Origin of the sequence: Anaerotruncus sp. G3(2012), assembly GCF_000403395.2 — a bacterium.
In the GTDB taxonomy this organism is placed as follows: Bacteria; Bacillota; Clostridia; order Oscillospirales; family Ruminococcaceae; genus Anaerotruncus.
Genome location: NZ_KE159680.1, coordinates 46,029 through 70,606, shown reverse-complemented (window position 1 = coordinate 70,606; position 24,578 = coordinate 46,029). Strand labels below are relative to the sequence as shown.

Below are 24,578 nucleotides of genomic sequence, written 5' to 3'. Positions count from 1 at the left end.
CGACAGGAGGACTGAACATGCTGGATTTTGAAAACCGGGGATTGGGATTTGACACGCTGATGGTGCACGCCGGGACCGAGGCCGATCCGGTGACCCATGCGATCGTACAGCCGATCATCCAGACCACTGCTTACACCTTCGACAGTGTTGACCATGCAGCGCGTCTGTTTGAACTGAAAGAGCCGGGCAACATCTACACCCGTCTGAACAATCCGACGGTGGATGCGCTCGAACGGCGGGTCGCCGCGCTTGACGGAGGGGTGGGCGCGCTGGCGATGGCGTCGGGACATGCGGTGATCTTCAACACGATGCTCAACCTTGCCAATGCGGGGGACGAGATCGTCTCTTCGATCTGCATTTACGGCGGCGCGATCAACCTGCTGGGCATCACCCTCGACCGGATCGGGATCAAGGTCAGGTTTGTGGATCCAGGCGATCTGGACGCGTGGGAAGCCGCTGTGACCGATAAGACCCGGGCGTTTTTCGTGGAGGCGATCGGCAACCCAAACGCCAATGTCGCGGACATCGAGCGGATCGCCGGGATCGCCCACCGGCATGGGGTCCCGCTCATCGTCGACTCGACCTTTACCACCCCCTATCTGATCCAGCCGATCCGGTTCGGCGCGGACTATGTGGTCCACTCGGCAACCAAATTCCTGGGCGGGCATGGCACCTCGATGTGCGGCATCGTGACCGATGCAGGCACCTTCCAGTTCAAGGGCAACCCCCGGTTCCCGCTCTATAACGAGCCGGATAAGAGCTATCATGGGGTGGTCTTTGCCGATTGCGGCCCGCAGGCATTCATCCTGCGTCTGCGCGCAATGATGCTCCGTGACCTCGGGGCCTGCTGTGCGCCGATGAATGCGTTCCTGATCCTACAGGGGATCGAGACCCTTTCGCTGCGGATGCAGAAGCATTCGGAAAATGCCCTCGCCGTTGCCAGGTACCTCGAAGGCCATCCACAGGTCGCGTTTGTCAACTATCCGGGCCTGGAGAGCAGCCCCTATTACCCGCTGACACAGAAATACCTGCCCAAAGGCGCGGGCAGCGTGTTCACCTTCGGGCTGAAGGGCGGGCGGGAGAGCGGTGCAAAGTTCATCAATGCGCTCAAGCTGTTCAGCCATGTCGCCAATGTGGGGGACGTGCGTTCGCTCGTCATCCATCCGGCAACCACCACCCACAGCCAGCTTTCGGAGGAGCAGCTGGCCGAAAGTGGGATCACCTCGTCAACCGTCCGGCTGTCGGTCGGCATCGAGGATGTCAAAGACCTGATCGCTGATCTGGAGCAGGCGATTGCAGCGGCCTGCTGAACGGGCACAGAAAGAAGGAATGGTTATGAAACAAAAAGGACTGATGGCTGCGGTGATGGCTGCCGCCCTGCTGTTCACCAGCTGTGGGGAGAGCCCCGAAAAGGAACTGAACCAGTTCCTCCTGCGGGAGGGGGCGTCGCTGACCGTTCAGCTTGAGGAACTCGCGGGCAGCGAGGCGTATATCGACCTGATGACCGGGGAAGAGATGATCAAAGCTGAGCTTGCCGTAATCAAAGGTTCCGGATTCCAGGCTCCAAAGCAGGTGTATCTGATTGCCTTTCCCGAAAACCATTGGATCGAAATTCTGGACCAGTTGACCGACCGCGAAACCGCTGAACTTCCCGACAACATCCGGGAAGTTGTCAACAGCCGGATCAACAGCACCCTGTTTTCCTCGATGGTGAACGCGGGGTACGGTACAGTGACACTTGCTTCTGCCACACTGGTTTCGTTTGGGAAGTCCTATCCGATGCCGAAGGGGTGGCAAAACAACGCGCTGCTTCTGTTCGAGTGCGAGGGGGACTATTCCAGTCTGGTTTCATTCACCCGGACTGGGAATGGCGTCATCAGCGGCTATGTCAGCCCGCTGAAAAATGGGGATGCAGGCACATGGAGCTCACTGGAAGAGCTGCTTGACCTCGATGGAAGCCTGCAATATTCGGTCTATTCCGGGGAAGATGTGGCCGCTCTGCTGGCCGGCTGACCGGCTGAAAATTTCTGCGAAAAGGGGTATATGCAATGCTCTATGTGACGGGCGACATCCATGCGGATATTCGCCGGTTAAAAGGACGGGCCGCAAAACAGCTGAAAAAAGGGGATATTCTGCTGGTCTGCGGGGATTTCGGATTTTTGTGGGACGGCTCCCCAAAAGAGCTTCGGCTGCTTGACTGGCTCGGGAAACGCCCTTATCAGATTTTGTTTGTCGAGGGCACCCATGACAACATCGACCTGCTGTCCGGCTATCCGGAGGAAACGCTTTATGGCGGGCAGGTGCGCCGGGTGAGCGGGAACTGCTGCCAGCTCCTGCGCGGTGAGTGCTATGAGATTGAGGGGAAACGCGTCTTCGCACTGGGCGGAGGGGAGAGCACCGATATGGATATCCGGGTTGAGGGGGAAACCTGGTGGAGCCGCGAACTGCCTTCTGCCGAAGAGCTGGCACATGCGCGGGAAACCCTTGCGTCGCTCAACCAGCAGGTGGATTATATCATCACCCACAGTGTCGCCCCGACTGTCAACAAATTCCTCGACCGGGAACAGATGCAGATCAACCTGCTGCTGGCATTTCTCAATGAGATTTCCGAGACGGTGCAGTTCAAACGCTGGTATTTCGGCAGCTGCCATCTGGATAAGGCAATCCCGCCGAAATATTGCGCGGTCTATCAGGAAATCCTGCCAGTCATGGATTAGGGCTTGCTTGAAAAGAAAGAAAATGTCGTTTTTTTGTAAGAAAAACAACTGCTAGGGGAAGAATCTTTCTGTATCCCACGCAGTTCCGGCACAACAGATGCCGCTTTTGTCAAAAAAGGCGGACGCTTTGACTTTTCAAACAGTCTCTGGAAACTGTTTCAGGAGGCTCCTGTCCGCGTAAGTGCGTTTCGGCGTTTGCCGGGCAGCGAGGACGGTATTGGGGTCTGGAACCCAAAGCACCCTGAAAAGGAGGGTCCGGGATGAAACCCGGACCCTCCTTTTTGATCTATATTCGTCATTCTTCCAATCTGGCCTGCCTGTTTAACCGCACAAGTTCCATCTGGTACAGAACCAACGGGATCAGGAACAGGGCTGCGAAGCCGATTCCCACCCAACTCCGCATCAAAAGTCCAAAAACAGCGGACATGGAGCAGAAAAACAGGTACGGTTTTCTCAACGTTTTATAGTAAGTTTTCCTGTCCTCACAGGCCGTGTGCAGCTGAAACGCGGTCCCGTCATTGTGCTTTTCCACAATCAAAAGTTCCCGATTGAAGGTGGAAGCATTGGTTGCGATCTGCCCGGATTTCTCAGCCCACGGACGCCAGCGTACCTTTCCAACAGAAAGATTCAGATTGATATTTTTATAGAATACCCGATACCCCATATCCTCAAGAAAAGTACGGTATTCCTCCGCACTGCCTCTCGCCTTCTGCCCGACAAATTCCAAACAGTACTGAACCTGGCCCGGCTCGCACTCTGTAAACTCATACAGGAGTTTTCCTGTGCGGACCAGCCGGTAGCCGCGATCTGCCATCCGGTTCAGCCAGGCTTCCTGCGCCGTGAGCAGGCCGCCGAAAAAACGATACACCCTTTTTCTCATATAGCACCTCCAACAATCCCGGCCGCTGTCTGTACCAGCTCCGCAAGACGCGCAAACTCTCTTTCAGCGGCTTGTTTTCCCTGCTCCGTAATGACAAATTCCTTTTTCCTTCCCCCGCTGGCGCCACAAGGTGCAATCCAGCCTTTCTCCTGCAAAGCGTTCAGCGCGCCATACAATGTGCCTGCCCCCAGTAAAAGGCGTCCGCCGGTTTTTTCCTCGACAAACTGCATCACAGCATATCCATGCCTGGGGATGTAAAGGGATAGCAAGATATAGAATGTCACCTCTGTAAGCGCCCCACCTCGCACATGATCCCGCATGGCGCTCCCTCCTTACTACGGTTTCCGTAATAATTATATCAGTAACCGTAATAAAAGTCAATGGGGATGCGAATGCATCCCCATTGGTCAGTCTCGGTCAAAGATTGCCGCTTTTTCCTTTGTGCATTTCTACCCTGCGGTTTATCCGCGGGCCGGCAGCCTCCCATTCCATCGAAGCGGCCTTCCGCCATCGTGCTGTCATGCTGTGCATCTACCGCGGCAGCCTTCTGCCGTCCAGCAGCAAAGCCTTCAGACTTGGCTTTCAGGGCTTGCGGCTTTGTTCGGTACGCATTATAATAGGATGGAGATTAACAGCATCTCCAACAGCCGCGCATAGATCGGCTCCAGCTCCTCGACGGGGAGCGGGTTCCTGCCGCGCCCGATCTCGATCGTGAACGCTGGGCGGTGCAGGCAGTCAATAAACCAGTCTTTGAACCCCGCGTGGGAAGCCATCGGGTCGGGCGGTACCAGCCGATAGCCCGATGCGGAGGCGAGCACCTGCGCCATGAGCTGTGAACGCGCCGGTGTGTGCGCTCCATAACGATAGTAGATCTCCTCCCCCTGGGAATGGAACGCATACGCCTGCCGGATTTGAAAGGTGGTGCAAAAATCCACCAGCGCCCGGCTCTCCGGCTCGCTGTGCGGGGCAGTCCCGCCATATCGGGTCGGCGCGGGGGAACAGATGCCCGCCTGCTGTTCCAGCTGCTTTGCCAGCGGATAACCTGCGTCAAAATTGTGGTTCAGGTCAATCCCCCGCGCATTTGCCTGCCAGCGGGAGGTATCTCCCCCGCTCACCCGCCTGACAAACTCCGCAAGGTGCTTTGCCGAACAGGGCCCATTCAGGGAAATCTCTACCCCGTCCGGGTTCAGACAGGGGATCAGCACGACCGAACGGTTTTCGAGTGTCCTGTTTACGTCGATCTCTGCCAGCGGTTCCCCGGTCGCAATCGCACGCAGCAGGTCCTCTGTAAACCGAAAGAGCAGCAATGTGGTCAGCCATTCCATCCCATGTACGCCGCCCACATATAGTGCGCCATGGTACAGCTCCCCAATCCCAAATGCATAGATACTCCGCCCAAGCACCGATTTCCCAATCGGAAATACTTTCACAAACGGATAGGTTTCCCGCAGTTCACATGCTGCCCGGCGGATATTTGCATAACAGGGCGGTTGGGTGTAAAATCCGTCAAACATCGTTCGTTTCACCTCTGTGCCAGTCTATGTGGCGCGGGGCATGTATTATACACTCCGCTTGGAATTTGCGGGGTGCAGCACTGAAAGGAGTGTTTCGCGTGAAACATTATGAAAAAAAAATCAGTTCCGAGCAGATTTATGATGGGATGATCGTCTCCCTGCGGCGGGATCAGGTCGAGCTGGAGAATGGGGACCCCGCCCTGCGCGAGGTGATCGACCATCCGGGCGGGGTTGCGGTTCTGGCGGTTGATCCGGACGGCAACATCCTGTTTGTTTCCCAGTACCGCTATGCAGTGCAGGAGGAACTGATCGAGCTGCCCGCCGGTAAGCTCGAACGCGGCGAAGACCCGGCTGCTGCTGGTATGCGGGAGCTGGAGGAGGAGTGCGGCTGCATCGCCGGAAGGTTCGAGCCGCTTGGCAGGCTCTATCCGACCTGCGCCTATGACACCGAGGTGATCCACCTCTATCTGGCACAGGACCTGCGCCCTTCCAAACAGCATCTGGACGAAGGGGAATTCCTGACCGTCCGCAAGATTCCTGCGGAGGAGGCGCTGCGGATGGTTCTGTCCGGTGAGCTGCCCGACGCCAAAACCCAGGTTGGTATCCTGAAATGGCATGCAATGCAGCAGAGCAAAGCCTGACCAAACGGATTGCCGCGTTTTTTTGGAAAATAATTCTTTTTGCGGCCTGTATGATTGATGCATTCATTGTACACACTAACTCCGAAATAAAAGTTTTATTTCACGACCTTTGCGCCATCCATTGTTAGAAGCTAGACCCTTTTTGGATGGCCTTTGTTTCGCAATCGCTTTTCCCAGTCTATTTTGAAAGGAAGTTTACAATGAAAGCGTTTATCTGTACCTTTATGACGCTGGCTTTGGTCTTCTCTATGACAGCCTGTTCCTCCCGCAAGAGTGAGACGCCCTCTTCCAGCGCGGAACCCTCCTCTTCGTTTGAATCTTCCTCTGCTCCGCCGGTCTCCTCGATCGCACCGTCCTCCGAGCCTTCTTCTTCCATGTCCAAACCGGAGATCGTGGAGGACATCGAAAGTGGCGCATCCAATCTAAAATCCAATGTGGAAAGTATGGTCACCCCGACCATGAGCACCGATTTTGACAAAATCGGTGCTCTTGACGCTGCTCAAGTCAAATGGGGGCCTGGCGTGCAGGTGGATGAGCAGAACCGTACGGTGGGCAGCGAGATGATGCAGGAGCAGTATGGCCGTTTTGATGCCTACTTTATCGCTCCCGAGGACTGCGGAAAACTCTATCTGACCTTCGACGAAGGGTATGAAAATGGGTATACCCCACAGATTTTAGACGTACTTAAAGAGAAGCAGGTCAGCGCGGTCTTTTTTGTCACACTGCCGTTTGTAAAATCCGAGCCTGAATTGATCCAAAGGATGATTGACGAGGGGCATGTGGTCGGCAACCACACCAGCCACCACTGGAACCCTACCCAGAAATCACTCGACGAGGCGGCACAAGACATCAAAGAACTGCATGACTATATGAAGGACACCTTTGATTATGAGATGAGCCTTTACCGCCCGCCCGAGGGGGCCTTCAGCGAACAGACACTGGCCATGGTCCAGCAGATGGGATACACCACTGCGCTCTGGAGCTTTGCCTATGCCGACTGGGACCCGAACAACCAGATGGGGTACGACAAAGCGCTTGAGCGCACCTGCCGGTTCATCCACGAAGGCGGGATTTATCTGCTCCATGCGGTGAGCAAGGACAATGCCGAGATTCTCGGCGAGCTGATCGATAACATCCGGGATAAGGGTCTGACCGTCTCTAAGTGGGATTTGAGTTAAAAAAGCGAGGTCTTACAGGTTTCTGCAAGACCTCGCTCCTTTTTTATTGGATCAAAAATGTTTTAGGATGGCTCTCCAAAAGCCCTGACTGACTGAACCATTGCACAAGTTCTTCCACAATATCCATTTGCAGGCGGTATTCGCCGGCTGTTTCGGGCAGTTGAATTGGCATGAACAGGCGTATCCTGTCCTCCACCGCAACAGGCGGCTCAAACCGCGGATAATCCCAATGGTAGATTGTTCCGTCCTGATTGAACCAATGGTAGGAGAAAAAGACATCTTTTTTCGATAAAAGCGGCTTTACCCGTTCCGGGATTTTCAGTTCGATCTCCGCGGTATAGGTGAGCTCCTTTTTCATGGCCTGCGGCAGGTGAATCTTGAGAACGTCGCCGTATGTCTGACCGTCTGCTGTCTCTTCGCGGAAGGTGCCAATATTCTCGGTCTCGTAAAGATAGTAACAGTCGCACCCGTTTCCTGGTAACAGGCGTTCATAATACCTGACCTTCTCTTCCCTTTTTTCCCTGCCATTCCAGATCAGGTCCCAGTGTTGGATGCAGAACTGGTTGATCGTTGCATTTTTACCCATAATGTTTTTGGAAGCATGGATGCAGTTTGGAAGTTCGATAATCGCCGGAAGATTTCGATAAAGCCTCAGCTGATAGTCCGGCATCCAAGGGCTGGTTACAATATGTTCTTCGGGGGAGATGTACCATTTTCTCGGAATCCAATATGCCGCCTTTGTCCGATCTGAAACATACTGTTGGAGCAGTTCACGTGTGCATTCCGGGCTTAATGTTTCGTCATCATCCATCCGGAAAATCCAGTCTTTTGTGCAAATGTTGAAAATATCAAGTTCGTATGCCTCAAAACAGCCTTTCCCAACCATTACCTCTACCCGGTCTGCCACTTTTGAAATCTCCTCGTAGGCGTATTGATCTGTACTGTCCAGGATGACACATAGTTCATCCTTCAAAGGGACAAGGGAGTGCAGTAGGGAGAGCAGCCGACCGAGATGGATTGCTCTGGTTACCACTACAAAGGAAATACTGCTTTCCCTTGATTCGAGCAACCGGTAGTCTTGCTCAATGAACGTGCTGACCCTATCCGGATTTGTACAGGATTTACATACATCCGGACATCTTTCGAGATCCAAAAGAGGCTGGTTTACAGATGCCTCGAAGTTCAGGAAAGCCTCTGATTGGATAATCTCGCTCAATGGGGTTTCTTTAATATTTCCGATGCGATAGGTATTATCCCAGTCCCTACAGCACAAATGCACATCCCCATAACAATCAATGGGCAGTTCAATATTGATTGGCCTACAGCAGCCATATTTGTTTCTCACCTCGTTTGTATAGATTTCCTTCCGATCATCCAGATCGTCTAAAGACTGATAATTGATAATTCGAGTGATATTGGGGTATCTTTTTTGCAGCTCACAGTAGAAACGATAGCGGCTTTCCCCTCCGTAATTGGAAATGACGATACTGTGAAACAAGTTTAAATACGCATTCTCCTCTATATCGTCTTTTAATAATTCCCCATTTGTCCACAAAAGATAGTCCATCTGCGGTCTTGCTTCGATGATGCTCTGTATCTGATCCAGATATAATAACGGTTCATTATAATAGTGGAATGCAATTTCTCCGGAAAAATGGTGTTCCGCCACGTCGTCAATCACCGAAAGAATTTGATCCATCGTTATGATCTCTGTTTTGTCTTTTTTTAACCGGGCTGATGAAGGACATTTTTGATGCTGATTACTAAGATTGCATTTTTCACCCAATTCTATAGAGATGATTTTTACTGTACTGAAATCCTTCATCTGATAAACTTCCTTTCTTTCATGGAAGTTTTACTGCTTTCTTTTGAAAGCAGTAAAACGGACGTCCGTTTTACTGCTTTCTTTTGAAAGCAGTAAAACGGACGTCCGTTTTACTTTTTTGAACCATATTTTTCGCCGGGACAAAAAGGTAAAAAACTACCAAAGGTGCGCCTAACAGCTACATCGGTTTGAGATTCTGATTGAGCCTATCCACCATCCAAGCGATCCGTTTTTCCCGTCCGGCATCTGTTTTTGCGTCAAGATATGCCCGCGTATAGGTTTTCTTGACAGATAAGGGCATCGCCTGAAAATTCGTGCAGGCAGGCTCATACTCCTCCAGCTGTGCGGATAGGCAAGCAATCTGCTCCTCTGTAATCTCTGTGGGTTTGGGAGCGTACCACTGGCCATTTCTTTTGGCTTCCTCTATTTTCCTTCTGCCGAAGTCGGTCATAAGCCCCTGCTCTTCGAGGCTTTCAGCCAATCTCTTATTTTTCTCTGACCACTTGCTCTTCTCCCTGCGCATAGAAAAATATTTCTTGTACGCTTTGTCATCAATACTTTGCATCTGCCCGTCAATCCATCCAAAACAGAGTGCTTCTTCAAGCGCTTCCCCTGCTTTTATCGTTTTCGGTCCGCCAGCCTTCCCAAACAAAAGCCAAATCCCGGCATTTGACAGACAATGATCAGAAAGCCATTTTCGAAATGCCTCCCTGTTGGCAAACTCTATAATATCATCCATCGTGCGCCCTCCTCTGGCTTACCCTGTCCACCGAAGGCGAAAAAACACGCAATGCGTTTATCCCACTTTCTCTGCCAGAAGTGAAAGCAGATTGACCCTTTATTTTTTAATCCGGTTCAGGTACTTGGTGGTATAGACAATATATTTGTCCTGATAGCTCTCACTCTGTACCTGTGCCTTTTTATAGAGATGCCGGTCGATCGACTTGCGGTCACCGTCATAGGTGCCCACCGACTCCGCCACGTTGGAGCAAAGGTCCGCGATCCGCTCGATATTGCTCAAGGCTTCAACGAACGGGAACGCTGAATCCAGGGTACACTTTCCCTTGCGCAGACGCTCAAAATGCTTGTCCCGCAGAATCTGCTCCATCTCATCGACCACCTCTTCCAGTGGTTCCACGTTCTGTGCTACCTGCACATTCGCCTTTTTGAACGCCTCTATTGCGAGGTCCAAGATTTCCTTGACAGCCTCACTGATCACATGCATCTCTTCAGATGCACGTTTGGAGAGGTTTGACTTGCTCTGGAACAGCTTTTCAGCACATTCCGCGATGTTCTGTGCATGGTCTGCAACCCGCTCGAACTCACCGCAGGTGTGCAGCAGCTCTGAGATTTCGCGGCTCTCGCTTTCGGAAAGTTCCTTCTCCGAAAGGGTCAGCAGATAGGTCTCCACCCGGTTTTCCAGCTTATCCACGACATCTTCGTTTTCATTGATCCGGTCAACGGTCTTGGGGTCAAACGCATCCAACAGGGACACTGCGTTGATAAAATTATGCCGGGCGACCACTGCCATCTGCACCACTGCCTCCCGCGCATGCTCAAGCGCAAGTCCAGGGGAAACCATCAGGCGGTCATCCAGGGTGACAGTTGTAATGTCGATCTCGTTGCTCTGCGGATCATCTTTTACAACTGTGCATGCGATCTTTTCCAGTATACCGGCAAACGGGATAAACAGGAAAGTCGCCACGACGTTAAAAATCGTGTGGAAATTCGCAATGCCGCCTTTATCAATCGAAAGGTCCCAGAACGGGAACCCGATCGTATACTGGATCGCATAACAGCCGATCAGGAAGATCACTGTACCCAGAATATTGAAGGTGATATGCACACAGGCCGCACGCTTCGCATTCTTGGAGGCGCCGATCGACGCCAGAATCGGGGTGATCGTCGTACCGATGTTCTGGCCCATGATAATCGGGAACGCCATCGCATAGGTGATCTGCCCGGTAGAAGAGAGCGCTTGCAGGATACCGACCGATGCGGACGACGACTGGATCACCGCAGTGACCACCGCACCGACAATCACGCCGAGCAGCGGGATGCTTCCAAATGCCGCGAACATCTGCGAAAAGGCAGGCAGGTCTGCAAGCGGCTTGACCGCTGCCTCCATTGAGAACATCCCGGTAAACAGGATGCCAAATCCAAGCAGAATCTGCCCAATATCCCTGCGGCGCGCACGCTTGGACCCCATAAACAGCAGGATGCCGATGAGCGACGCGAGCGGCGCAAGGGCTGTGGGCTTCAGGATACTGAGGATAAAGTTGGAGGACTCCAGATCGGTCAGCCGGATGATGTGCGCGGTAATCGTTGTACCGATATTCGCGCCCATGATCACCCCGATTGCATTGCGCAGTTTGAGCACCCGGGCGTTGACCAAACCAACGACGATAACCGTTGTCGCTGAGGAGGACTGAATGGCAGCGGTGACCAGTGCACCGAGCAAGGCTGCCTTAAAGATATTGCTTGTCAGTTTTTCCAGCGTACTTTCAAGCCGTCCTCCTGAAATCCGCTCCAGGCCAGAGCCAAGGATTGACATACCATAGAGGAAGAGCGCGAGTCCGCCAAACATTGAAATCAAACTAAATACATCCATTCACATTCACCATTTCTTTTTTTACATTCTTTACTCACTTCTTTTACGCCTATATTATATCGGATTGGCCCGCTTTTGTATACCCTCTGTCCGCAAATTTGCAGTTTGTTACAAACCAGTTCCCCTAACACAGGCTGTATTGGGGGAATCTACCAACTTTTTCTGTTTTCTATTCCGATGTTCTTTCAGATTTTCCACCGGCCTGCCCTCAAAATGGGGAAAACTATATGCCTTTGGTCAGGCTTGATACACGCAGATTTTATGTGCTCCTGAACGTCCCTGCCGGATAACCCTACGCGAACGGAGCCTGCTTACGCAGCCAAAATGGAAAGCAGCCAGCCCACTGTTTCGTCTGAGTCTTGCATGGAAAATAAAAAAGTTGCTGAAAACATTTCAGCAACTTTTTGGTGACCTGTACGGGATTCGAACCCGTGAACCCGCCGTGAAAGGGCGGTGTCTTAACCACTTGACGAACAGGCCTTTTATTCAGAAAGCCTCACCTCTCGGTGAGGCTTTCGCTGGTAGCGGTAACTGGATTCGAACCGGTGACACTTCGGGTATGAACCGAATGCTCTAGCCAACTGAGCTATACCGCCATCTTTCGCTCACCTGTATATCATAAGTGAGCGAATATAATTATATCCGACGATTCACAATTTGTCAAGCCATATTCTGCATTTTATCGGAATTTTATTTCAGATTCGAAACAGCGTGCCTCACCGAGCCTGCCTCCCACATAAAATGTGTCCCCGTCCTCTGCGCAGACCAGTTCCAGGTCGATCACCTGGCCGGCCCTCGCTTCCTTCTGGTAAAGGATTCCGAAACTTGCGATCTCCCGTTCGAGCAGGATCTCGAGCGGGACCAGATCACAGACGATGTTGGAGTAAATCGCATTGTTGACATGGAAGTTATAATCAAGATCGCTGTATTTGACCTGGCGCAGATGCCTTTCCCCCGGCCCTTCCGGACGCCTGATCCGATACCCGGTGATGTATTCGCCATCGTTGGGGAACATCTCGATTCCATAGCGGTCAAACTTGGACGGACGCAGGATTTTATGTTCCTGCGGATCGACCAGCAGCCACGCGATACTTACTTCCACCAGCCGCTCCCCTGATATGGTGTCAAAATAGGTGTCGCGGATAAACTGCGCGCCTTTCGGTTTTTTCGGAACAGTGGTGAGCAGGAGCGGTTCGTCGAATCCAGGGCGGCGGTGAATGGTAATCAGCATCTTCGAAACGATGAATACCATCCCGTCCTCATACATCCTGTTGTATCCAATCCCGACCTCATGCAGGTGATAACTGCCCATCTGCTGGGCATGGCGCATGATATTCGCCAGCGACATCCGTTTCGTGATGTCGCACTCCGGCTCGATCACCGTGATCTGTTTTGTAAATTCTCTGGGCAAACAACCCCGCCCCTTCTGAAATTTTTGGATGGAACACGGATCAAACACCAAGGCCGCTCCGCTTCACAAACGCTGCCCCAGACCATTGCAGGTCTAAAAAGCTGCCTGCAATGGTCTCCCAAACTGTGGACATAGCTTTCTTTCAGAAGCCACCCTGTTCAATCCCTGAATGGCATTCTGCATCCGTGTATCCCACATCTGGCCTATTGACGCGAAAACCTCTTTTTTATTTCTCAGCCGGAATGAGCTTTTCCTTCCCACCCATGTACATCCGCAGCGGCTGGGGAATATTCACCGAACCATCCTCATTGAGGTTATTCTCCAAAAAAGCAATCAGCATTCTAGGCGGTGCAACCACCGTATTGTTGAGGGTATGCGCGTAGTAGTTGCCGCGCTCCCTGTTTTTGACACGGATGCCCAGCCGGCGTGCCTGTGCATCACCCAGGTTGGAGCAGCTCCCGACCTCGAAATATTTTTTCTGTCTGGGCGACCATGCCTCGACATCGATGCTCTTGACCTTCAGGTCCGCCAGATCACCGGAACAGCATTCGAGTGTCCGCACCGGAATATCAAGCGAACGGAAAAAATCCACCGTATTTTTCCAGAGATTGCAGAACCACTCCGCACTTTCCTCCGGCTTACAGACCACTACCATCTCCTGTTTTTCAAACTGGTGGATACGGTAGACGCCGCGCTCCTCGATCCCATGCGCACCCACCTCTTTGCGGAAACAGGGCGAATAGCTGGTCATTGTCTGCGGGAGCTGGCTCTCATCCAGGATCGTGTCAATAAATTTGCCGATCATCGAATGTTCGCTCGTACCGATCAGATAAAGGTCCTCCCCCTCGATCTTGTACATCATATTTTCCATCTCGGAAAAGCTCATCACACCGGTGACTACATTGCTCCGGATCATATAGGGAGGAATATAATAGGTGAAGCCGCGGTCGATCATGAAATCACGTGCATACGAAAGGATCGCCGAATGCAGGCGAGCAACATCCCCGCGCAGATAATAGAACCCGTTGCCGCTCGTCCTGCGCGCGCTGTCCAGGTCGATCCCGTTGAGACGTTCCATGATATCCACATGATAGGGCACCTCGAAAGCCGGGACAGCCGGATCCCCAAACTTCTCGACCTCAACATTTTCACTGTCGTCCTTCCCGAGCGGTACGGACGGGTCAATGATGTTCGGAATCACCAGCATACGCTCGCGGATTTCCCCTTCCAGACGGGCTTCCAGCTGCTCAAGCTCCATAAGCTCCTTTGCCATCTCCGCAACCTTTGCTTTTGCCTGCTCCGCTTCTTCCTTCTGCCCTTTTGCCATCAGCCCGCCGATCTGCTTGCTGATCGTGTTGCGCTGCCCGCGCAGATAATCCCCGCGGGTTTTGGCATCTCGGTATTGCTGGTCTTTTTCGATCACTTCGTCAACCAGCGGAAGTTTTTCGTCTTGGAATTTTTTTCTAATATTTTCCTTTACTGCCTCCGGGTTCGCACGTACAAATTTTATGTCCAACATGGTTTTGTCCTCCTCATGGTATGGTTTCTATTCTTTGGAAATAGATGCGACGATCTCTTTGAGGTCCGCCTCATCATAAAATTCAATAATCAGCCGCCCTTTGTTTTTCTCCCCCTCAATTTTGACCTTTCGGGAAAGGCTCTGGCTCAACGCAAGCTGCACCTCTGCAAAATAGCTGTTGTCCCAGGCCGTGGGCGGGGCTTTGGGCGGTTTTACCAGCTGCTTGCTTTTTTTGACAATCGCTTCGACCTGCCGCACCGACAACCCCTTCTTGATGATCTCGCGTGCGAGCACCCGGATCATCTCCTCATCCTCGAGCGAGAGCAATGCGCGGGCATGTCCTGCGGACAGCCTGCCGTCCACCACCATCTCCCGCACATCCTCAGGCAGATTCAACAGCCGCATCGCATTGGTAATCACCGGGCGGGATTTGCCCACCCGCTGTGCAACCTGCTCCTGCGTCAGCCCAAACCGGTCCATCAGCTCCCGGTAACCGGCAGCTTCCTCAATGGCATTGAGGTCTTCACGCTGCAAGTTTTCGATCAGCGCAAGTTCCATCGCCTGGGAGTCGGTCAACTCACGGATAACCACCGGCACCGACGAAAGCCCCGCCATCCGCGACGCTCTCCATCGGCGCTCCCCTGCTACCAGCTGATAGGAGCCATCCGGAAGCGGACGTACCACCAGCGGCTGCAACACCCCGTATTCTTTGATCGAATCTGCCAGTTCGGACAGCGCTGTCGGATCGAACTGCTTTCGGGGCTGGTCCCGATTCGGCTCGATTTCAGTGATCGCCAGTGTCGAAATCTCCGCCTGGTCAGTACTGTTATCTACAAACAGGGCTTCCAATCCTTTTCCAAGTCCACCCTTTGCTTTTGCCAATCCTGTTCCCCCTTCTGAAAAATCTGTTTCTATCTCCCTATGGCTTTTCAAAAAATTCCGGGACTGATTCGCTGAAGAGAAAACCGAAAAAGGAGGACGGTTTCGACTCTTCGGGCAACTTCCAGTCTATCGTTTGTTTTTCTCTAAAAACTCCTGGGTCAACTGCTCGTACGCTGCGCACCCCTTGGACGCCCGGTCATAGTATATCACCGGCTGTCCAAAGCTGGGAGCCTCCGAAAGACGCACGTTGCGCGGGATCACTGTCCGGTAAATCTTCTGGGGGAAGTATTTTTTCAGCTCCTCCACCACCTGGACGGTCAGGTTCAACCGGCTGTCATACATGGTGAGCAGGACACCCTCGATGTCAACATTAGGGTTATAGAGCCGCTTGACCTGCCGGAGGGTTGCCATCAGTTGGGAAAGCCCTTCCAGTGCATAATATTCGCACTGAATCGGGATCAGGAGGGTATCGCATGCCGTAAAGGCATTGAGGGTGATAATCCCCAGGGAAGGCGGGCAGTCTATCAGGATAAAATCATAAACCGATTTCATCTCTATGAGCGCCTTTTTCATCTGCATTGCCCGATCCTGCATCTCCACCAGTTCGATCTCCGCGCCCGCCAGCTCAATATTGGAGGGCAACAGGTCCACATTCTCAAATTCGGTCTGCACGAGCATCTTTTCCGCCGGAGTATCTCCAACCAGCAGATCGTAGGTGGAAAACTCCAGACCACGCTTGTTGATCCCCAGCCCGGAGGTGGAGTTGCCCTGCGGATCAACATCCACCAGCAGCGTCCGGAACCCCTTTGCGCCGAGCGCAGCAGTCAGGTTGACAGCCGTCGTCGTCTTGCCGACGCCCCCCTTTTGATTCGCAATCGCAACTATCTTTCCCATAACTTCCTCCGTTAAACCAGCACTTCTGTCCTTCTCATCCGTTTTTTCTGTCCCCTCAAACAAGGCTTTCCTGCACTATGAAAACCGCACGATGTGCGGTTTTCAGGTCATTGTTGTATCTTTGCCCAACCTTCCCTATCGTCAACACGCAGAGCGCGCTTGACCGGCAGGATCAAAATCATTTTTTTGAGTATTTCAATTATAGCACAGCTTATCCTGTTTGTTAAGAGATTTTTTGAAAATCGCAGATGTTTCACATGAAACATTTCCCCGGAACGCCAAAAAACCTCCGGAAAGGAGGTTTTTTGACAGGGAAACGTGTATAAAATTTATTTACCAACCTGTATGCAGCGGGTGTGCTGTTTCACCGGCCGCATACAGGGATTGGTCACGCAGAATGCGAGCTTCGATAAGCGCTCTTCTTTGGAATCTTCACCAGATAGTGAATGTACTCTTCGTCTTCTTCCTTGCTGGTATCCACCTCGATCCCCGCAAGCCGCATAGTAGAAACCGCTTTGGTGATCGTGTTCATAAAAATTCGCAGGTCTTTTACAACAAACAGGCGGGTGGCGGGTTTGCTCGGCGGCTTCTCCGGTACTGCGGTGAGCAGCGACTCAATATAGCTCTCGCTTTCCCCCACATTCAGCCGCTCTGCAACAATGTACTGGATCGCCTCATTGACCAGCCGTTCATTTGGCAGGCGGAGCAGAGCGCGTGCATGACGCTCGGTCAGCCCATTGTCAAGCATCTTTTGCCGCAGGTCTTCTCCAAAGAAGAGCAGTCGGAGTTTATTGGCAACCGTTGACTGCGCCTTTCCCAGCTTTTTGGCGACCTCCTGCTGGCTCATACCGCTTGTCTGCATCAGGGTTTGGATTCCCTGCGCTTCCTCGAAATAGTTGAGGTCCTTTCGCTGAAGGTTCTCGATCAACGCGAAGACCGCAGATTTCTCATCATCCACCCGGTTTACGATCGCGGGAATCTGTTCCATGCCCAGCATCTTGCAGGCCATCAGCCGGCGTTCCCCGGCTATCAGCTGATAGCCGTTTTCCCATTCGCGAACTGTGACCGGCTGGAGCAGCCCATTCTGGGAGATACTGTCCGCAAGCTCCTGCAAAGCTCTTGGTTCAAACTGGCTGCGCGGCTGGTAAGGATTCGAAGAGATTTCCCGGATGTTGAGCAAAAGAACCCTGCTGATGGTTTTCTGTTTTGTAAACATCCCCATTTTTCCACGTCCTTTCCTCGACCTCCTTGACCTGTCACCATCTTACCACGAATTATTCGGTTTGACCAGCTTTTTTCATCGCAGAAATCCCCATAAAATCCACAAATCTCGGATCAGATCAACGGGAATTTTGCTATTTTGGCATGGGGACGGGGATATTTTGTCAAAGTCTGCGATATTTTCTCAATCACAACGATTGTGCGGGCGCTTCCGTCCGGCAGAGAAAACTGTCGCACTCCAGCGATTTTCCCACCCATCTCCCGGACCGCCTTTTCAGACTCGGTAAGCTCCTGTTCGATCTCGCCGCCTTTCAACGCTGCAAACCGGCCGCCAACGCGGACAAGCGGCAGGCAATATTCAGAAAGCTCCCGCAGATGCGCAACCGCCCGCGCAGTCGCGAGGTCATACTGTTCCCGATAGGCCGCACTTTTCCCTGCTTCCTCCGCTCGGATATGGACACAGTGGTTCTGCTGTCCCAAGGCGGCGGAAAGCTCCTTTAGAAAAAGAATCCGCTTATTCAGGCTGTCCAGAAGGGTCAGTTCCAGCTGCGGGCGGGCAATCTTCACCGGAACCGATGGAAACCCTGCCCCTGTCCCCACGTCAACCAGTCTGGCACCCTCCTCCAGTGAAACCGCATTGAGCAGCATTAAACTGTCCAGGAAATGCTTGACCACGATCTCTTCCGGCTTTGTAATGGCGGTCAGGTTGATCTTCTGGTTCCATTCAACCAGCATCTGCGCATAGAGGTCAAACGTTTCCAGCTGGGCCTGGCCAAGCGATAAACCGATCCCTTCGGCGTAACTGCTTAATTTTTCTGTGTCGATCATCTTATTTCCTCCCGTCTGTGTTGTTCCAGCCAGATTAGAAGCACCGATATATCCGCAGGGCTGACCCCGCTGATCCGGGATGCCTGCCCAATATTTGCGGGGTGCAGCCTGTTCAGCTTTTCAATTGCTTCAAGCCTCAGCCCTCGGATTTCCCGGTAATCAAGTGTTTCCGGCAGCGCTTTCCCTTCCAGTTTCCGCATCTGTGCGACCTGAACAAGCTGTTTTTGTATGTAGCCTTCGTACGAAATGGTGATCTCAACCTGTTCCTGTACCTCCGGCGGCAGGTCAGGACGGGATAAGTCAAATGGTGCGAGGTCAAAATAACTGATCTGCGGCCTGCGCAGCAGCTCATAAAGCCGGATTCCTGACGTGATTGGAGCTGTTTCACGTGAAACAAGCAATGCATTCAGCCCTTCCCCTGGTGGGACTGTGGTCTTTTGCAGGCGTTGGATCTCCTGCTCAATCTGCTTCTGCTTTTCCTGACACCGGGTAAACCTCTCTTCACCGATCAGCCCGATTTCGTATCCGATTGGAGTCAGGCGCGCATCCGCATTGTCCTGCCGGAGCAACAGCCGGTATTCTGAACGGGAAGTCATCATCCGGTAGGGATCGTTGCACCCCTTGATAACCAGGTCATCAAGCAGCGTCCCGATGTAGGAACTGGCGCGGTCGAGAATCAAAGAGGGCTTTCCCTGTACCTGACGCGCCGCGTTGATCCCTGCAATCAGGCCCTGTGCGGCTGCTTCTTCATAACCCGAGGTGCCGTTGAACTGCCCCGCCCCGTACAACCCTTTCACCGAACGGAATTCCAGTGACGCCTTGAGACAGGTCGGATCAATGCAGTCATACTCGATCGCATAGGCGCTGCGCATGATTTCAAGCCGTTCAAATCCCTCGATGGTGCGATAAAATTTCGTCTGCACCTCTTCCGGGAGCGAGGAGGACATCCCCTGTAGATACATTTCGTTGGTGTCCAGGCCCATCGGTTCCACAAAAAGCTGATGCCGGGGTTTATCCTGAAAACGGACCACCTTATCCTCAATACTTGGGCAGTAGCGCGGGCCGACCCCTTCGATCTGCCCGCCATAAAGCGGCGATCGGTCCAAATTGTCGCGGATCACCTGATGTGTGCGCTCATTGGTATAGGCCATGTAACAGCAAACCTGATTCTGCAAACCATCGGGATTCGTTTCGAACGAAAATGGAACGATCGGGTCATCTCCCTCCTGCTTTTCGAGCTTTGAAAAGTCGATCGACCGCCGGTCTACCCGCGCAGGGGTGCCGGTCTTGAACCGCCGCAGCTGAATCCCCAGCTTTTCCAGCGAATCCGAAAGCCGCCGCGCCGGATGCATTCCATCCGGTCCGCTCTCGGCAACATACTCCCCCACAAAAATTTTTCCTCTCAGGTAGGTTCCGGTTGCTAGGATCACCGCCTTTGCACCATAAACAGCACCCATTGCAGTTACAACTCCGGTGATCTTCCCATCCTCTGCCCGAAGTTCCACAATCTCCGCCTGCTTGAGTGACAATCCTTCCTGTGTTTCCACCGCCCGTTTCATATATGCGTGATATGCCCTGCGGTCGGTCTGTACCCGCAGGCTGTGCACCGCGGGACCTTTTCCACGGTTCAACATCCGGCTTTGCAGAAAGGTGGCATCCGCGGCTTTTCCCATTTCTCCGCCGAGTGCATCCACCTCCCGCACCAGATGCCCTTTTGCAGTCCCGCCGATCGAAGGATTACAGGGAAGGTTTGCAACTGCATCGAGCGAGATGGTGAACAGCACCGTCCTGGCGCCCAGCCGCGCCGACGCAAGGGCAGCCTCTATCCCCGCATGGCCTGCACCAACCACCGCGACCTCATAATCATCCGCATGATAATATTGCATCCTTTTTTCTCCTTTCACTTCCCAACACAAAACCGGGAAAAGACCTGCTGCACCACCTGTTCGGAGGCACGTTTTCCAGTAAGGGAAAGCAGCGCATCAATTGCCGCCTCGATGCAAACGCATACCGCATCATAAGATACCCCAGAGGAAAGCGCATCCACCGCCTGCCGCACCTCTTCGCAGGCATTCCGCACCTCGCCGCGCTGCCGTTCATTGGCCACTGTCGCTGCACCCGCATCAAAACTGCCAATCGAAAAAAGCTGTTCAATCTCCCTTTTGAGCAGTTCCAGATCGTCCGGCTGATCCGCAGAGATCACCAGCAGCCTTTCAAATCTCTGCTTGAGCGGTTCCAAATCCATCTTCCGGGGAAGGTCACGCTTGTTGACCAGAGCAATCACAGGAACTTCCTTACAGGCCTCCGCGATCAGCAGATCATCCGCATCAAGCGGTTCGGACCCGTCAAATACCGCAAGTACAAGCTGCGCTCGTGCAAGGCGGTCGTGCGCCATCTGCACCCCCTGCCGCTCGATCGGATCGTCGGTCGAACGGATACCAGCAGTATCCGAAAGATGGAGCATCAGGTCTCCGAGCTGCACCGTATCACTCACCACATCCCGGGTTGTCCCGGCAGAATTCGAAACGATACTCCGCTGAAATCCGGAAAGCAGATTCATCAGGGTCGACTTGCCGACATTGGGACGGCCAACAATCGCAGTGTCGATCCCTTCCCGGATCACCCGTCCAGTATCGTAGGTCGCGGATAGCTTCTCCAATGCTTCCACACAACCGCACAGTCCCGCTGCCAGCGCATCCTGGTCAACTTCTACAATTTCCTCTTCCGGATAGTCAATCCATGCCGCGAGATGCGCCGCATATCCGGTCAGTTCGCCGCATATCCGCTCTGCTTCCCGATACAATGCACCGTCCCGCGCCGTAAGCGCAGCACGCGCTGCCTGCCTTCCCCGCGCAGAAATCAGGTCGGCTACCGCTTCCGCCTGTGTGAGATCAAGCTTCCCGTTCAGGAACGCCCGCCGGGTAAACTCACCCGCCTGTGCAGGACGTGCGCCTTTCAAACAACAAGCGCGCAGAATCCTTTCGAGCAGATAGATTCCGCCATGCGCTGCAATCTCAACCACATCTTCCCCCGTATAACTGCGTGGTGCACGAAAAAGCGTCAGGACCGCCTCGTCGATCTCACCGTCGCCATCAAAAACCCGCCCATAAGCGCAGGTGTACCCTTCCATTTCAGAAAGCTGTCTCCCATGTGAAAGCCGTACCATCCGTTTGGCTACCCGGATTGCCTCTGGGCCGGATAACCGAACCACCCCGATTCCTCCCACTCCATAAGGGGTGGCGATTGCCGCTATTGTATCATTCTCCATATATGTCCTCCATAGTTTCAGAATCCGGCGATGCAAACATATTTTACGAATACTGTCAACCTCTCTGCGGGGTCAAAGCACAATATCTTCGACATTCCACATGAGGCATGAAATTTTTGCAAAGAAAAGGCAGAACAAAACTTGTCCTGGTCAGAAAAAAGAGGAAGTGTTTCACGTGAAACCCCTCCTCTTTTGTGTTACAGTTCTATTTTCCCATAGAGCGGCAGGTCAGCCCCTTCGCCCGATGTCCGGGTGCGCGATGTGGAGAGATTCTCCCGCACCGGTGCAGCCGATTTTTCCGACGGGTCAGGCTTGACAAACGATGGCGCCTCCTGTTCGATCTCTTTCAAATACTCCCGGTCTATACTGGTAGGCGTCGGCTTTATCGTTTCTTCGCGACGGCTATCCCTCCGTCCGCGGTCGCTCCGGTCGCGTCTGCCGCTGTCCCTGTCCCTTGGAGGAAATTCCCGGCGTTCCCCCGAACGCAGTCCATCCCCTCTGCGGGGCGGCTTCCCACCGCGCGTTCCACCTTTTCCGCCTCTTCTGCCCTGCTGGGGTCTGAGGTTGTCCGGCGTGATCACAACACGGCGGTTCGGCTCCTCTCCAATCGAGGTAGAGGAAACCCCTTCAATCTTTGAAACCGTTGCATGGATAATCCGCCGTTCATACGGATTCATCGGTTCAAGGGTGGATGAACGTCCATAGCGGATCGCCGATGCAGACAGCTTCTGGGCCAGATGTTCGAGTGTCCGCTCCCGTTTTTCGCGATAGTTGCCCGAGTCGATGGTGACCCGCATATAATCGCCTTCCTCACGGTTAGCGACCAATCCGCAAAGATACTGGAGCGAATCGAGGGTTTCCCCTCTGCGCCCGATGATGACGCCCAGACCTTCCCCCGCAAGGCGAAGGATTACCCCGTTCTCAGTGCGTGCGACTGTGATTTCGGGATGAACGTTCATCTCCGCCAGAACCCCTTTCAGGTAGGACACGGCGGTTTTTGCCTTCCCTTCGACCTCATCCGCACCCACAAAGACAAGCGGCGCAGATTCCCGCTTTTTGGCCTCCTCGGGCTTTTCTTCGGGATTCTCCTTTTTTTCCGGTTTCGGCTCTTTGCGGACAGGAGGCTCCTTCACCAACTCCCGCACCGGCTGCCGTTCCTCACGCAGCGGCCTTTCCGGCTTTGCCGGACGGGCAGATCTGGCGGGTTTTGTATCCTGTGCCGGCTTCGGTTCGGGCGCTCTTGCCGGCTTTTCCGGCTTTTTCTCCTCTTTCACCGGCTCTTCAAAATAAACCCGTACCCGGGCAGGGGTATTGCGAAGCCCGAAAAACCCGCGCTTCGGCAGATTGATAATCTCGAATTCGATTGCGTCCCGCTCGACGCCAAGTTCTTTACATGCAAGGCTGATCGCCTCGTCAACACTTTTGGCTTCTTTGATGCACTCTCTCATAATGCCCTCCTATTGCAATCCCACTTAAACAGCTCTTTTGCATCACTACGGCAATTATTTCAAATCATCATCGGTGACTTCTTTATATATGTCCCCATATTTTTCCGCATCCCGCTTGCGCGCTGCCGCGAGCTTCATCCGGTTGATCTCTTTCTGGGACAACGCCTTATCAATATCCAGCTCCCCGTTTTCCCGGGCGCGTTTTTTCGCTTCGATCTTTTCCTTGCGCTGCTGTTCCCGTTTGGCCTCATATTCCAGCTTTGCCTGCTCCGCAAGCTTGACAGGGTTCATAAATTTGTTCAGCAGGAAGGTTTGAATTGCCATCAGAAGATTGGAGATGATCCAGTAAATGCCGACGCCCGCCGGGAACATAAAGCCGAAATAGGCGGACATCAGGGGCATCATCAGCATCATGCCTCTGGTCATGCCGGCAGCCTGCGCACTGTCCCCCGCAGAAGCCGCTGTCTGTTTCATCGTAAACATCGACAGTGCAAGCGAGGTCAGGCCGGAGAGAATCGGGATCAGCAGCAGCCAGTTCAGTGCAAATGTGGGGGTCTGGGTCAGGTCAATCGGGCCGATCGTGAGATTGATGCTGTTTACCTTGTCCACAAAATCCCCAAGCGAGGCAAACGCCTGCGGGTTCTGCTGCACCGCACCCATGACCTTGAGCTGGGCTGTCATATCCTTGGAAAGCATCTCCGGCGCAACGTCGAGGATCGGCGCAGCGATCGTATATGCCTGTGAAAGAACCTCCTGCCCGATGCGCAGAATATGGCTCATTGGTTTATAAATAACGTCGATCAGGCCGAACAGAATGGGGAACTGGATCAGCATCGGGAGACATCCCGACATCGGATTGTAGTTCTCCTCCTGATAGAGCTTCATCATCTCCTCGTTGAGACGTTCTTTATTATTCCCATATTTTTTCTGAAGTTCCTCCATCCTGGGGCGGAACATCTGCATCTTAACCATCGACTTCTGCTGCTTAATCGAAAACGGCACCAGGAGAACACGCATAATCAGGGTAAACAGGACCAGCGCAACGGCGTAGACCGGGACCACCTTATAGCAGGCCCACATAATCCAGCCAAGCGGCCAGCCAACGATCAGATAAATCAGTTGCATCTATTTCTGTTTCCTCTCTTTTCCATTTTTTGCGGGCTCAAACAGGGAAAACACCTCCGGTACATGGTCAACTCCCCCCGGATGAAACGGATGGCACTTTAAAATCCGTTTGAGCGCCAGCCATCCCCCGCGCAGCGCTCCAAAGCGCGAAACCGCGGTATAGGCATAGATCGAACAGGTGGGGTAAAAACGACAGGTCGGACGTGGTTTCAAAGGCGAGATCCATTTCTGGTAAAGGCGGATCAACCAAAGGAGTAATCGCCTCATGATTTCTGAAACAGCCGCCTGTTTGCCTGCCGAAGCGCTCTGATCAGGTCATTGGTGGAGGCGTGCACTGTCCTGGTGCGGGCAACGAGTACAAAGTCCCACCCAACAGGAAATTCTCCTTCCAAAAGCCGGTAGGCCTCCTTCATAATCCGGCGTGCGCGGTTGCGCTGCACCGCTTTCCCAATTTTCCTCGAAGCAGTCAGGCCAAGACGGTTGCATCCCATCCGGTTTTTCACCGCATAAACCACAACAAGAGGGGTAGCAGTATTCCGCCCCCGGTAATAAGCCCGCTTAAATTCCTTGTTCAGGGTAAGCGCAGTCGTATGGAGCATACCGATCCCTCCTGCCG

At 53.1% G+C, this 24,578-nt stretch carries 23 protein-coding genes and 2 tRNA genes; 5 read left to right on the top strand and 20 right to left on the bottom strand.

Annotated elements, in window-relative coordinates; genetic code table 11:
* The first annotated feature begins 17 nt into the window (after nucleotides 1-17).
* Genes C814_RS21485 through C814_RS21475 form a run of 3 tightly spaced genes read left to right on the top strand, consistent with a single transcriptional unit; the run spans nucleotide 18 to nucleotide 2,717 of the window.
* A complete protein-coding gene (locus C814_RS21485; RefSeq protein WP_016317564.1) occupies nucleotides 18-1,310 on the top strand; it encodes an O-acetylhomoserine aminocarboxypropyltransferase/cysteine synthase family protein in 1,293 nt (430 codons plus the stop codon).
* A 25-nt stretch (nucleotides 1,311-1,335) separates the two neighbouring features.
* A complete protein-coding gene (locus C814_RS21480) occupies nucleotides 1,336-2,013 on the top strand; it encodes a hypothetical protein (protein WP_016317563.1) in 678 nt (225 codons plus the stop codon).
* Between the two features lie 35 nt (nucleotides 2,014-2,048).
* Nucleotides 2,049-2,717, top strand: coding sequence for a metallophosphoesterase family protein (locus C814_RS21475; protein ID WP_016317562.1), 669 nt, complete (start codon nucleotides 2,049-2,051; stop codon nucleotides 2,715-2,717).
* Nucleotides 2,718-3,012: 295 nt separating this feature from the next.
* Here the strand turns inward: C814_RS21475 and C814_RS21470 are convergent, their stop codons facing one another.
* The 3 genes from C814_RS21470 to C814_RS21460 all read right to left on the bottom strand — a co-directional run bounded on the left by C814_RS21470 (nucleotide 3,013) and on the right by C814_RS21460 (nucleotide 5,111).
* Nucleotides 3,013-3,597 (bottom strand): DUF2812 domain-containing protein, encoded by a 585-nt coding sequence (locus C814_RS21470; RefSeq protein ID WP_016317561.1) that lies wholly within the window; start codon nucleotides 3,595-3,597, stop codon nucleotides 3,013-3,015.
* Nucleotides 3,594-3,917, bottom strand: a complete 324-nt coding sequence (locus C814_RS21465; protein ID WP_016317560.1) for a PadR family transcriptional regulator — start codon at nucleotides 3,915-3,917, stop codon at nucleotides 3,594-3,596. The genes C814_RS21470 and C814_RS21465 overlap by 4 nt, the downstream gene beginning before the upstream one ends.
* Before the next feature lie 291 nt (nucleotides 3,918-4,208).
* On the bottom strand, nucleotides 4,209-5,111 hold the full coding sequence (locus tag C814_RS21460; RefSeq protein ID WP_016317559.1) for a M14 family metallopeptidase: 903 nt from the start codon (nucleotides 5,109-5,111) through the stop codon (nucleotides 4,209-4,211).
* 98 nt (nucleotides 5,112-5,209) lie between these two features.
* On the opposite strand from C814_RS21460, the gene C814_RS21455 reads away from it, so the two are divergent.
* Complete coding sequence (locus C814_RS21455; protein WP_016317558.1) at nucleotides 5,210-5,752, top strand: NUDIX domain-containing protein; 543 nt, start codon at nucleotides 5,210-5,212, stop codon at nucleotides 5,750-5,752.
* A 200-nt stretch (nucleotides 5,753-5,952) separates the two neighbouring features.
* A complete protein-coding gene (locus tag C814_RS21450) occupies nucleotides 5,953-6,930 on the top strand; it encodes a polysaccharide deacetylase family protein (RefSeq protein ID WP_016317557.1) in 978 nt (325 codons plus the stop codon).
* Between the two features lie 43 nt (nucleotides 6,931-6,973).
* Here C814_RS21450 and C814_RS21445 read toward each other — a convergent pair whose 3' ends face one another.
* The 17 genes from C814_RS21445 to rnpA form a co-directional block, all read right to left on the bottom strand.
* Entirely contained in the window at nucleotides 6,974-8,755 is a 1,782-nt protein-coding gene (locus tag C814_RS21445; protein ID WP_016317556.1) for an SPASM domain-containing protein, read from the bottom strand.
* A gap of 178 nt (nucleotides 8,756-8,933) precedes the next feature.
* Nucleotides 8,934-9,494, bottom strand: a complete 561-nt coding sequence (locus C814_RS21440; protein WP_016317555.1) for a YdeI/OmpD-associated family protein — start codon at nucleotides 9,492-9,494, stop codon at nucleotides 8,934-8,936.
* A 99-nt stretch (nucleotides 9,495-9,593) separates the two neighbouring features.
* Entirely contained in the window at nucleotides 9,594-11,342 is a 1,749-nt protein-coding gene (locus C814_RS21435) for a Na/Pi cotransporter family protein (protein WP_242829035.1), read from the bottom strand.
* A 429-nt stretch (nucleotides 11,343-11,771) separates the two neighbouring features.
* Nucleotides 11,772-11,846, bottom strand: a tRNA-Glu gene (locus tag C814_RS21430).
* Nucleotides 11,847-11,885: 39 nt separating this feature from the next.
* Nucleotides 11,886-11,962, bottom strand: a tRNA-Met gene (locus tag C814_RS21425).
* Between the two features lie 83 nt (nucleotides 11,963-12,045).
* Nucleotides 12,046-12,777 carry an acyl-[acyl-carrier-protein] thioesterase gene (locus tag C814_RS22705; protein ID WP_016317553.1) on the bottom strand — a complete coding sequence of 244 codons (732 nt, stop codon included), beginning with the start codon at nucleotides 12,775-12,777 and terminating at the stop codon, nucleotides 12,046-12,048.
* Nucleotides 12,778-13,003: 226 nt separating this feature from the next.
* Nucleotides 13,004-14,296, bottom strand: coding sequence for a serine--tRNA ligase (serS, locus tag C814_RS21420; RefSeq protein ID WP_016317552.1), 1,293 nt, complete (start codon nucleotides 14,294-14,296; stop codon nucleotides 13,004-13,006).
* A 27-nt stretch (nucleotides 14,297-14,323) separates the two neighbouring features.
* Nucleotides 14,324-15,178: a ParB/RepB/Spo0J family partition protein gene (locus C814_RS21415; RefSeq protein ID WP_016317551.1), complete on the bottom strand. Its 855-nt coding sequence runs from the start codon at nucleotides 15,176-15,178 to the stop codon at nucleotides 14,324-14,326.
* Nucleotides 15,179-15,304: 126 nt separating this feature from the next.
* Nucleotides 15,305-16,072 (bottom strand): ParA family protein, encoded by a 768-nt coding sequence (locus tag C814_RS21410; RefSeq protein ID WP_016317550.1) that lies wholly within the window; start codon nucleotides 16,070-16,072, stop codon nucleotides 15,305-15,307.
* 388 nt (nucleotides 16,073-16,460) lie between these two features.
* Nucleotides 16,461-17,294: a ParB/RepB/Spo0J family partition protein gene (locus tag C814_RS21405; RefSeq protein ID WP_016317549.1), complete on the bottom strand. Its 834-nt coding sequence runs from the start codon at nucleotides 17,292-17,294 to the stop codon at nucleotides 16,461-16,463.
* 113 nt (nucleotides 17,295-17,407) lie between these two features.
* Nucleotides 17,408-18,121 carry a 16S rRNA (guanine(527)-N(7))-methyltransferase RsmG gene (gene rsmG, locus C814_RS21400; RefSeq protein ID WP_016317548.1) on the bottom strand — a complete coding sequence of 238 codons (714 nt, stop codon included), beginning with the start codon at nucleotides 18,119-18,121 and terminating at the stop codon, nucleotides 17,408-17,410.
* Nucleotides 18,118-20,007, bottom strand: coding sequence for a tRNA uridine-5-carboxymethylaminomethyl(34) synthesis enzyme MnmG (gene mnmG, locus C814_RS21395; protein WP_016317547.1), 1,890 nt, complete (start codon nucleotides 20,005-20,007; stop codon nucleotides 18,118-18,120). The genes rsmG and mnmG overlap by 4 nt, the downstream gene beginning before the upstream one ends.
* 14 nt (nucleotides 20,008-20,021) lie before the next feature.
* Entirely contained in the window at nucleotides 20,022-21,389 is a 1,368-nt protein-coding gene (gene mnmE, locus C814_RS21390) for a tRNA uridine-5-carboxymethylaminomethyl(34) synthesis GTPase MnmE (protein WP_016317546.1), read from the bottom strand.
* Nucleotides 21,390-21,586: 197 nt separating this feature from the next.
* Nucleotides 21,587-22,837: an RNA-binding cell elongation regulator Jag/EloR gene (jag, locus tag C814_RS21385; RefSeq protein WP_016317545.1), complete on the bottom strand. Its 1,251-nt coding sequence runs from the start codon at nucleotides 22,835-22,837 to the stop codon at nucleotides 21,587-21,589.
* 54 nt (nucleotides 22,838-22,891) lie between these two features.
* Entirely contained in the window at nucleotides 22,892-23,962 is a 1,071-nt protein-coding gene (gene yidC / locus C814_RS21380; RefSeq protein ID WP_016317544.1) for a membrane protein insertase YidC, read from the bottom strand.
* Nucleotides 23,963-24,232 (bottom strand): membrane protein insertion efficiency factor YidD, encoded by a 270-nt coding sequence (gene yidD, locus C814_RS0105900; protein WP_196809963.1) that lies wholly within the window; start codon nucleotides 24,230-24,232, stop codon nucleotides 23,963-23,965. It lies immediately after the preceding gene.
* Nucleotides 24,226-24,561 carry a ribonuclease P protein component gene (gene rnpA, locus C814_RS21375; protein WP_016317542.1) on the bottom strand — a complete coding sequence of 112 codons (336 nt, stop codon included), beginning with the start codon at nucleotides 24,559-24,561 and terminating at the stop codon, nucleotides 24,226-24,228. Before rnpA ends, yidD begins: the two co-directional genes overlap by 7 nt.
* Nucleotides 24,562-24,578 lie beyond the last annotated feature (17 nt).